General features: G+C 58.3%; 6 protein-coding genes and 2 pseudogenes. 7 read left to right on the forward strand and 1 reads right to left on the reverse strand.

Annotated elements, in window-relative coordinates:
• Positions 1–9: 9 nt before the first annotated feature.
• The 7 genes and pseudogenes from AAIH70_RS30140 (at position 10) to AAIH70_RS30170 (ending at position 7476) form a co-directional block, all read left to right on the forward strand.
• Entirely contained in the window at positions 10–1566 is a 1557-nt protein-coding gene (locus AAIH70_RS30140; RefSeq protein WP_430037831.1) for an ABC transporter substrate-binding protein, read from the forward strand.
• Between the two features lie 60 nt (positions 1567–1626).
• On the forward strand, positions 1627–2634 hold the full coding sequence (locus AAIH70_RS30145; protein WP_430037834.1) for an ABC transporter permease: 1008 nt from the start codon (positions 1627–1629) through the stop codon (positions 2632–2634).
• Positions 2631–3527 carry an ABC transporter permease gene (locus AAIH70_RS30150; protein ID WP_430037836.1) on the forward strand — a complete coding sequence of 299 codons (897 nt, stop codon included), beginning with the start codon at positions 2631–2633 and terminating at the stop codon, positions 3525–3527. Before AAIH70_RS30145 ends, AAIH70_RS30150 begins: the two co-directional genes overlap by 4 nt.
• A 9-nt stretch (positions 3528–3536) precedes the next feature.
• Positions 3537–4421, forward strand: coding sequence for an ABC transporter ATP-binding protein (locus tag AAIH70_RS30155; RefSeq protein WP_430037838.1), 885 nt, complete (start codon positions 3537–3539; stop codon positions 4419–4421).
• Positions 4421–5245: an ABC transporter ATP-binding protein gene (locus AAIH70_RS30160; RefSeq protein WP_430037841.1), complete on the forward strand. Its 825-nt coding sequence runs from the start codon at positions 4421–4423 to the stop codon at positions 5243–5245. Before AAIH70_RS30155 ends, AAIH70_RS30160 begins: the two co-directional genes overlap by 1 nt.
• A gap of 15 nt (positions 5246–5260) precedes the next feature.
• Positions 5261–6441 (forward strand): annotated as a pseudogene (locus AAIH70_RS30165) (amidohydrolase).
• Positions 6438–7476, forward strand: a pseudogene (locus AAIH70_RS30170) (Ldh family oxidoreductase). The pseudogenes AAIH70_RS30165 and AAIH70_RS30170 overlap by 4 nt, the downstream one beginning before the upstream one ends.
• Before the next feature lie 140 nt (positions 7477–7616).
• On the opposite strand, the gene AAIH70_RS30175 reads toward AAIH70_RS30170, so the two are convergent.
• Positions 7617–10349: a bifunctional diguanylate cyclase/phosphodiesterase gene (locus tag AAIH70_RS30175; protein WP_430037844.1), complete on the reverse strand. Its 2733-nt coding sequence runs from the start codon at positions 10347–10349 to the stop codon at positions 7617–7619.
• Positions 10350–10668: the final 319 nt, after the last annotated feature.

A 10668-nucleotide genomic window follows, 5' to 3' on the forward strand; every position in this document is an offset into this window, starting at 1 on the left:
ATCATTCGCATGAAAATGACCCGTCGCAATTTTATGAGCACCGCCGTTTCGGCTGCCGCGCTCGCCTCAATGCCGCTCGAAAGCTTTGCCGCAGGCCGCAAGATCCTGATCATGGCAAGCAGCGTCGACATTCCGAATTTCGACCCGCATGTCGCCACCGGTTATGCCCCGGCCATGCTGTTCCGCAACACCTATGATGCGTTGGTGCGCGTCGTCGGCACGCCGCCGGAAGTCAAGCCGGGTCTGGCTGTTAGCTGGACCGTTTCGGAAAACCAGAAGCACTACGAATTCAAGCTCGATCCGACCGCGAAATTTCAAGATGGTTCGCCGGTCACGGCTGAATCCGTCGTCTATTCCTTCAAACGTATCGTCAAGCTGAAGCGTGGTCCCTCGTGGATGATTGCAGGCATCGTCGATGCCGACAGCGTCAAGGCCGTCGATGCCCAGACCGTTGCCTTCGACCTGAAGGCGCCGTTTGCCCCGTTCCTGCAGGTCCTGCCCTGGATGTTCATCGTCAACCATACAATGGTCGAAGCCAATATCGGCGGCGATGACGGTCAGGCCTACCTGATGAAGAACACGGCCGGTTCCGGCCCGTTCAAGATGGGCCGCGTTGCACCGGGCAATCTCTACGAATTCATCCGCGTCAAGGACGACTGGCATCAGGGCGGCGGCAATCTCGAAGGCGCGATCTGGAAGATCGTCCGCGAGGCTTCCACCGAGCGCATGATGCTGCAGCGCAAGGAAGCGCATATCGCGCTGGAACTTTACGCCGAGGATATGGCGGCCCTGAAGGACAATCCGGCCGTGGTCAGCGTCATAGAGCCGGAATACCGCACCTTCTCGATCAAGATGAACACCGCCAAGGGACCGCTTGCCGACAAGAACCTGCGCAAGGCGATCTCGCACGCGTTCAACTACCAGAGCATGCTGGATGCCGCCGGTCCTGCCGAACTGATGGTCGGCCCGCTGCCGACCGGCATTTTTGGCCACGACCCGAACCTGACCGTCTATCGTCACGACATGGAGAAGGCGAAGGAATATCTCTCCAAGTCCGAATACAAGGATGGCGGCATCAAGCTTTCGGTCATGCATGCCACCGGTTACGAAAACCAGCGCCGCTGGTCTCTGCTGCTGCTGGAGGCGCTGAAGGCGCTCAACATCGAGCTCGACATCCGCCCCGCCACCTGGCCGGACACGGTTGCGGCTGCCCAGTCTCCGGACACGATGCCGAGCTTCATGTGCCTGTTCCAGACGGCAAACTACGCCGATCCGGACAATGTCGCCTTCGCCGCCTATCACTCGTCGCGCAACGGCCAGTGGCAGAACCCGGTCTACAGGAACGAGGCAGTCGACAAGCTGATCGAGGCCGCACGTATCGAGACCGACCAGACCAAGCGTGCGGATCTTTACAAGCAGTTCCAGGAGCTTGTGGTCGACGATGCGCCGGATATCTTTGGCGTGCTCGAAAAGCGCAAGCTCGGCTTTGGCGCAAACGTGAAGAACTTCGTCTTCACCCCGGTTGCCGCCAACGCCATCGAGCTTCTGCCGCTGTCGCTTGATTGATGACATCAGGGGCGCTGGATGATCCTATTCCAGCGCCTCACCTGACCACCGGAAGCGCCCATGATCCTTTACACCTTGCGACGCCTCGTCCTTTTGATCCCGATGCTGATCGGGCTGACGATGATCGTTTTCGCCATCGCCCGCCTTCTTCCCGGTGATCCTGTGGCGCTTGCCGCCGGCCCCAATGCCACGCCCGATGTGATCGAAAGCGTGCGCCAGGAATTCGGCCTCGATAAATCGCTGCCCCTGCAATACTGGGCATACGTGACGGGACTGGTTCAGGGTGACTGGGGCGTGTCCATCTTCACGCGCCGGCCGGTCTTCGAAGACATCATGACCTTCCTGCCGGCAACGCTGGAACTGGTGGCAGCTGCCATGCTGATCGCCATCGTGCTCGGCATTCCGCTCGGCCTTGCCGCCGCCGTTTATCGCAATGGCCTCGTCGATTACCTGACCCGCACGGTGGCGCTCGGCGGTATCGCCATGCCGCGCTTTTTCCTCGGCCTGCTGTTGCAGTTGATGTTCGTTTCCTGGCTCGACATCCTGCCGCTTTCCGGCCGTTTTCCGCTGATCGAGATCCCGCCGGAAGGCCCGACCGGTTTCTATACGATCGATTCCATTCTCGCCGGCGACTGGTATTCGCTGCCGATCGCCTTGCAGCACCTCGCTCTCCCCGCCTTTGCCATGTCGCTTTCCCCTTTGGCGACCATCATGCGCATGATGCGTGCGTCGACGATCGAGGTGCTGCAACAGGATTTCGTCATGACCGAACGGGCGCTCGGCATCTCGAACACCAAAATCCTGTTCAAATACGTGCTGAAGAATGCCATGACCGCGACGCTGACCGTCATCGGTCTCTACGTGTCCTGGCTTCTCGGGGGCACGGTTCTGGTCGAGACGGTGTTCGACTGGCCGGGTCTCGGCCTCTACGCCACGCAGGCGATCCTCAGCCAGGACTTCATGCCGGTCATCGGCGTCACGCTGGTCATTGCCATGATCTATCTTGTCACCATGCTGATCGTCGACCTGCTCTACGGCGTCTTTAACCCGAGGGTTCGTTACACATGACCACAACACCCGTAACCCTCCCGAAGCGCGACCAGTCGGCACGGCTGGAAAACTGGTCCCGCGCTTTCTACCGTTTTCGCCAGAGCTGGCTTTCCGTCATCGGCCTTGCCATCGTCGTGGCGCTCGTCTTCGTAGCTCTGTTTGCACCCTTCATCGTGCCCCATCCCGAACATGTGGCAGGCGGCACCAATACGGCTGCCCGCTTCATGAGGCCCGGAGCAGACTACTGGTTCGGCACCAACGCGCTGGGACAGGACGTGTTTTCGCTGGTCCTCGTCGGCTCGCAGGTCTCCCTGTTTTCCGGCCTTGCCGTCGTCATCATCGCCATTGTCGTCGGCGGCATTATCGGTGCGATCGCAGGGTATTTCGGCGGCTGGATCGATGAAGTGCTGATGCGCATCACCGACCTTCTGCTCACCATCCCGAGTCTTATCCTTGCCATGGCGGTCGCGGCGGCGCTTGGCACCGGCGTCACCAACATGATCATCGCCATCGCCATCACATGGTGGCCGGCCTATGCGCGGCTCGTGCGCGGCGAGGTGATCGGCAAGAAGGAAGAGCAGTTCATCACCGCCGCAAAAGCGCTCGGTGCCGGCTGGCCACGCATTCTCGGTCGCCATATCCTGCCCAACATCATGTCGCCGATCATCGTCAAGGCATCGCTGGACATGGGCTTTGCGGTGCTGACCGTCGCCTCGCTCGGCTTTGTCGGCATCGGCGTGAAGGCGCCGACGCCGGAATGGGGCACGCTTCTCTCCGTCGCCCGCGCCGACATGCCGGATTACTGGTGGACGGCGGTCTTTCCGGGCTGCGCCATTTTTCTGGCAGTTCTTGCCTTCAACCTCCTTGGCGACGGTTTGCGCGACGTCATGGACCCCAAGGCACGGCGGTGAGGTGACGACATGACACTCCTCAATATCAAGAACCTCAACCTCTCCATGCGCAGCTTCGAGGGCGAAACGCAGATCCTGCACGGCATCGACCTCAAGGTCGAGCGCGGCCAGATCTGGGGCATGGTCGGCGAGACCGGCTCCGGCAAGTCGCTCACCGGCCTCTCCGTCTCGCGCCTCATTCCGCCGGCAACCGGCCGTTATCTCGCCGGCTCGATTGAATTCGAAGGCCGCGACGTGCTGAAGGTGAACGAGAAGGAGATGCGCACGCTGCGCGGCCGCAAGATCGGCATGATCTTTCAGGACCCGACGACCAACCTCAACCCGGTCTTCCGTATCGGCACGCAGCTGGTCGATGTGGCGCTGCATACCGGCCATGCCGACCCGACCGTGCTGGGCCTCGAACCCGGCGCGTCCTCTCGCGACCTGAAAAAGGCGGCCAAGCGTGTTTCCATCGACATGCTCGACAAGGTCGGCATTCCGAAGGCAGCGGAACGCATCCACGATTATCCGCACCAGTTTTCCGGCGGCATGAAACAACGCGTACTGATCGCCATGGCGATGATCGGCAAGCCGGACCTGCTGATCGCCGACGAACCGACGACCGCACTCGACGTTTCGGTTCAGGCGCAGATCCTGAAACTGATCCATGATCTGGTGGCAGAGAGAAACATCGGCGTGTTGATGATCACCCACAATCTCGGCGTCGTGGCGCAGATCTGCTCTCATGTCGCGGTCATGTATCGCGGCCGTATTCTGGAGCGCGGACCGGTCACGGACGTTCTGAAAAAGCCTGCCCATGTCTATACACAGGCGCTCCTCAATTCCATTCCGACAGCCCATACCAAGCGCGGCGAACTCCGCGGCCTTGGCGGCGTCATGCCGGAGGCCCAGTAATGCTTGAGATCAACAACGTCTCGAAAATCTTTCCCGGCCAGCGCAAGGGTCTGTTCGGCCAGACCGAAGGTTTTCGTGCGCTCGACGATGTCAGCCTACGGGTGCGCAAGGGCAAGAGCTTTGGCCTTGTCGGTGAAAGCGGTTCCGGCAAGACGACGCTGACACGCTGTATCCTGCGACTGGAAACGCTGACGTCAGGCAATATTCTTTATGACGGCGCCGATATCGGCAAACTGACGCCGACCGAAATGCGGCGCCTGAGGGCACGGCTGCAGATCGTCTTTCAGGACCCCTACGCCTCGCTTGATCCGCGCATGACGATTCATGACATCGTTGCCGAACCGCTGGTCATCCATCGCGACATCGTGCTGATGACGGCGCGACAGCGTACGGAGCGCGTGCTGGAATTGCTGCTGCAGGTCGGGTTGCGGGAAGAACATCTCTTCCGTTATCCGCACGAATTTTCCGGTGGCCAGCGCCAGCGTATCGGCATTGCGCGGGCGCTTGCCGCCAAGCCGGAATTCCTCATCCTCGACGAACCGACCTCGGCGCTCGATGTGTCGGTTCAGGCCGATGTTCTGAACCTCCTGCACCGGCTGCAGGAAGAACTCGGCCTCACCTATTTCTTCATCAGCCACGATCTCGGCGTCATCCGCTATATTTGCGATGAAGTCGCTGTGATCTATCGTGGAAAGCTGGTTGAAAGCGGCCCGGTTGAAGATATCTTCGAGCGACCGACAAACGAATATACGCGCATGCTGCTGGATGCGATGCCCGATCCCGATCCGGATCGTTCGCCCTTCCGGAATGCCGCGTCCGCATAACGCCCTGGAGCAAACATGACCTTCGACGCCCCTTCCCTCGGCGCTCTCGCGGACCAAGCAAAAGAATGGCGTCGAACCATCCACCAGCATCCCGAACTGCTGTTCGACCTGCCGAAGACGGCAGCTCTGGTAACGGAAAATCTCAAGGCATTCGGCTGCAACGAAGTGGTCGGCGGGATCGCCAAGACGGGCGTCGTCGCCGTCATCAATGGCAATAGGGGGCCGGGCAGCACGATTGCCCTGCGTTCCGACATGGATGCCCTGCCGATGGCCGAGCAGACCAACCTTCCCTATGCCTCGAAGGTGGAAAACATGATGCATGCCTGCGGGCATGATGGGCATACCGCCATGCTGCTGGCCACGGCAAAACAGCTTGCCGAAACCCGGGATTTCGCCGGCAAGGTCGTGTTGATCTTCCAGCCGGCCGAAGAAGGCGGCGCCGGCGCGCGCGTGATGATCGAAGAAGGTGTGCTTGAGCGTTTCGGCATCGAGGAAGTCTACGGCATGCACAACCAGCCGGGCCTCGCCGTCGGATCGTTCGCGATCCGCAGCGGCGCGATGATGGCAGGTGGCGACCGGTTCGTGATCACCATCAACGGCAAGGGCGGGCACGCCGCCTATCCACATCTGGCCCATGATCCGGTTCTGGCCGGCGCACAGATGATCGTGGCACTTCAGGCAATCGCTTCGCGCTTCACCAATCCGTTCGACCCCGTCTGTCCGTCACCTATCTGGAGGGCGGCAATGCCGGCGCGCTCAACGTCATCCCGGCCAGCATCCGCCTTGGTGGCACCATCCGCACCATGAATGCCGACACTCGCAAAATGGTCGAGGCACGGTTTTGCGATGTCGTGACCAGCACCGCAAAACCACTTGGCTGCGAGGCCATGATTGACTGGCGTCCCGGTTATCCGGTCACTGTCAATGATCCCAAAAAGACCAAGGTTGCCGCACAGGCCGCATCCGTTGTTGCCGGGGCAGGCCGGGTCAACACCGACTGGCCGGCCACGATGGGTTCAGAAGATTTTTCCTACATGCTGGAAAAGCGCCCCGGTGCGATGATCTGGCTCGGCAATGGCGACAGCGCCGACCTGCACAATCCCGCCTATGATTTCAACGACAACGCCATCGTGCACGGTGTGCGTTATTGGCTGTCGCTGGTCGACCAACGCCTGAACGGGACGACAGGAGAGTGACGATAACCGACACGGCAAAAATCCACCTGTCTTATGCCGATCTCGTTGCTCTTCTCCAAAGCATCTTCGAGAAGAATGGCGTTTCCGACCGCAATGCCTGGATTCTTGCGGAAAACTGCGCGGGCTGTGAACGCGACGGGTCTCTCAGCCATGGCATCTTTCGCATGGCCGGTTACGTCTCGTCGCTCAACAGCGGCTGGGTGGATGGCAAGGCGGTGCCGGAAGTGGAAGACGTCGGTCCGGCCTTCGTGCGTCGATGCGAAGGGTGGCTTTACGCAGCCCGCCATGTTTGCCGCGCGTCCGCTTCTGATCGAGAAGGTCAAGGCAAACGGTGTCGCCGTACTCGCCATTCGCCGTTCTCACCATTTCAGCGCGCTCTGGCCGGATGTCGAGCCCTTTGCCGACGAAGGGCTGGTGGCGCTCAGCGTCGTCAACAGCATGGCCTGCGTTGTGCCGCATGGCGGCAAAAAGGCGGTGTTCGGCACCAATCCGGTGGCGTTCGCCTCACCGAGAGCGGGCAAGGCTCCTTTCGTCTTCGATCAGGCCTCGTCCGCTATCGCCCATGGCGATGTGCAGATCGCCGCGAGCGCCGGCCACGAACTGAAACCCGGCATGGGCGTCAATCGCGACGGTTTACCCACCAACGATCCGAAAGCGATTCTTGATGGCGGCGCCTTGCTGCCGTTTGGCGGCCACAAGGGCAACTCGATTGCCCTGATGGTGGAAATTCTCAGCGCCGCACTGACCGGTGGGCATTTTTCCGGCGAGTTCGACTGGAGTGGCCACAAGGGAGCGCAGACGCCATTCACCGGCCAATTCTTTGTCGCCATAGACCCGGCCCGCGGCGGCAATGAACAGTTTTCAGAACGTGTCGCGGGCATCTGCAATCTGGTGCTGGAAGCGGGTCAGGAACGCCTGCCGGGCGATCGACGGCATATCACCCGCGCTAAGGCAGACAAGGACGGCATTCCGCTATCGAAAAGTAATTATGAGGTATTGCGAAATATGGCACGGATAGAAACCACACATATCTAAGCTCTTGAGCGGATACGAACCTCCGGCCCCGTTAATACTATCTGCCACGCGACGATCGCTGTTTTTGTTGATCGGCATCATTACCAATGCGATTTTCAGCTCTTTCTGTTATCAGCGCGAACAAATGAGGATGCATGAGATCAAGCTGCTTCAGCACTATGCGTTCGATCGGCAATGCAATTTTGACTCGAGATTTGGTCGAGAGGGCATGGTCGTCCAAACAAGAAGCCTTGAACTTCATCGCATCCCTCAGAAAGCAGGACTTCAAGTTGGTGGTCGGTTTCGACCCCCTCAGCCAAGATCGATACGTCAAGGCTCTTGCCCAGCGCAACTATTGCACGCACGAACGCTTTAGACTGCCGGCCATCCAACTCGTTGATGAAGCTTCGATCAAGTTTGATTTTGTCGAAGGGGAACGAACGCAATGTTTCTAGCGAGGAATAGCCCGTACCGAAATCGTCGATGGCGATGGTCACTCCCATATCCTTGATCTGTCTCAGGATATGGAGCGCTCTTGCCTTGTCTCCAATAATGGCGCTTTCCGTCACTTCGAGCTCAAGCCTTGAAGGATGCAGGCCGGTTTCCGACAACACCGTACGTACTCGGTCGACCAATGCAACATTCATCAACTGCAGGGGCGAGAGGTTCACCGCGATCTTGTGTTCAAGCCCCCTTTCCACGGCCTGTCGGCACGCCTGCTCGAGAACCCAGTCACCCAACGCGATAATTGCACCGCACTCCTCGGCAATGGGGATGAACACGACAGGTGATATCAAGCCTTGAACGGGATGCTTCCAGCGCAGAAGCACCTCGTAACCTGTGATCGTTTGATCCTTGGCCGATCGCTGGACTTGGTAATTGAGAAAGAACTGATTTTCGTCCAATGCCGTCCATATGTCCCGGGCCATGGCGCGACGATCGCGCGCCGTCTCGTCCATACTCGCCTCGTAGTAGGAGATCTTCTCGTCAAGGCTGTCCTTTGACCGGTACATCGCCATATCGGCATTGCTGATAAGCTTTTCGCGGTCGGCCGCGTCGTTTGGCCATACTGCGACACCGAGACTTGCACCCGGGTGGAGATCGCCATGCTGAAGGTTGATAGGCTTTGTCAGTGCCCTGTTCAAACGAGCCACGAAGTCTTGCAGTTCGTCATCGTGTGAAAATTTCTTCGCCGCAACGAATTCATCACCACCGAAGCGGCCTATCATTTCATCAGTTCGACTTGTTTCCATCAAGCGTCCCGCGAGGGTGCAGAGCACTTCATCACCGGCACCATGCCCGAACGTGTCGTTGATGTCCTTGAACCCATCGAGATCAATGCAAACCACCGCCACCTTATCGGTGCGCGTATCCGCATCATGAAGCGCATTCTCAAGAAGCTCTATGAACTGGCGCCTGTTGGAAAGTCCAGTGAGGGGATCATGACGCGCAAGATGGGCTATCTGATTTTCGGATTGGACGCGTGCGGTAATGTCTTCAATTGTCGTTACCCATGAGCCATCGGCCGTGGGGCAATGCTGTGTCCGGATAACCTTGCCGCTGGCTATCGTGCGGATTATTTCGCCGCCAACACCATTCGTGATAATGTGACGATGGCTTTGATAGAAGCCTTCTGCATCGTCATCGAGCTCGATACCCCGCTGATAGTGCTCGTCACATAGATCCTTGAATGTTCGCCCGATCAGTACCGTGTCTTCCGGAATATCGAAGATCTCGCGGATCCGCTGATTGTTCAGGACGAGCTTTTCCGAACCGTCGAAGAGGCACAAGGCGTTGGCCATATTATCCATTGCCATAGAGAGGTTTCTGGACAGCTCTTCCAGGCGCTCTTCATGGGCTTTTCGCTCAGTACAATCTCGCGTGATTTTTGCAAAGCCGATCAGGATACCGTTGTCGTCCGAAATCGGATCTATAACAACGTGCGCCCAAAACCGGCTGCCATCCTTTCGCACTCTCCATCCTTCGGACTCAAATGTTCCCTTCGTCCGCGCCTCTTCAAGCGCCCTCAGGGGTAGCCCTTGCTGCTGATCCGCTTGAGAATAAAACCGCGAGAAATTCTCTCCAACGATTTCTGAAGCCTTGTAACCTTTGGCGCGCTCAGCGCCTGCGTTCCAGTTCGCGACCCGTCCTTCAGTATCGAGCATGTAGATCGCATAGTCAGTCACACCTTGAACCAAAAATTTGAAATTCTTGTCGCTCGCTGAAACCATACTTTCCGCGCGGGCCGCAAAATAGGCCGCGGTAATTCCACAAATCAGCAAGGCGCTGGCCACCGTTACAATCATAAGGATCATGACTGTAGGCGAAAGCAGGTTTACAACGTCCATTGCCGTGGGGTCTGGCACGACAGTGATTGCAGCCATCCCGGTGAAATGCATCGAAACGATCGCAAAGCTCAGGAAGAGGGCAGCGGTCAAAACCGGAAGGTGCCGTTTTCCAATCGTCTCAAGAAGGTAGAATGCCGGGATGGAAAATACGGTGGCTAAGATGACGGCCATCAAAACCATTCCCTCGTCCCAGATGAAATGCCCTGGAAACTCAACCGCGTTCATCCCGACAAAGTGCATGCTGGATACGCCGGTTCCGAACAAGATCGCAGCGGCGAGCACCCCCACCGTACCGGTCAAGTATGTCGCTGATCCGGCGGCTGCGACCGTTGTTACGATGGCGATGATCAAGGAGATGATGGTCAGCCACAGCCCATACCCGACAACAACACCGGTGTCATATGCTATCATCGCCGAGAAGTGAGTTGCCCAAATGCCAAATCCGCCGGCAATGCCCGCGATAAAGAACCAAGTGACCTCTGCCATCGAGAAGCGTGTCGGGCTCTCTGCAGCAGAGTCATAGCGGCAAAACAGGACAAAAAGCACAGAAGACCTGCCAATCCGACAAGCCATGGGTCGTGTTCGAAGGCCAGGCAGTTCAAAACGCGATACATACAGCTCTCAATCTGAAATCCAGGCGTGAGACGTCAGCGACGCTGAACACGTCGATGGCACACGAGGCATATCTCACGAGATGTAATGCTCGTAACCGAACACATCCTTAACTTCCGTTATTTCAGAGGAAGTTAGGTAAATACGCTCCTACTCAAAGTGAGCTTCCGCTAATATGAGAGCGGCGGTGCAAAAGTCTGCCACGGTAACGGCGCGATAATCACGCCGTAGGGGCGGAGTAAAATCCGGCCAC

It is taken from the genome of Neorhizobium sp. BT27B, assembly GCF_050455485.1.
In the GTDB taxonomy this organism is placed as follows: domain Bacteria; phylum Pseudomonadota; class Alphaproteobacteria; order Rhizobiales; family Rhizobiaceae; genus Neorhizobium.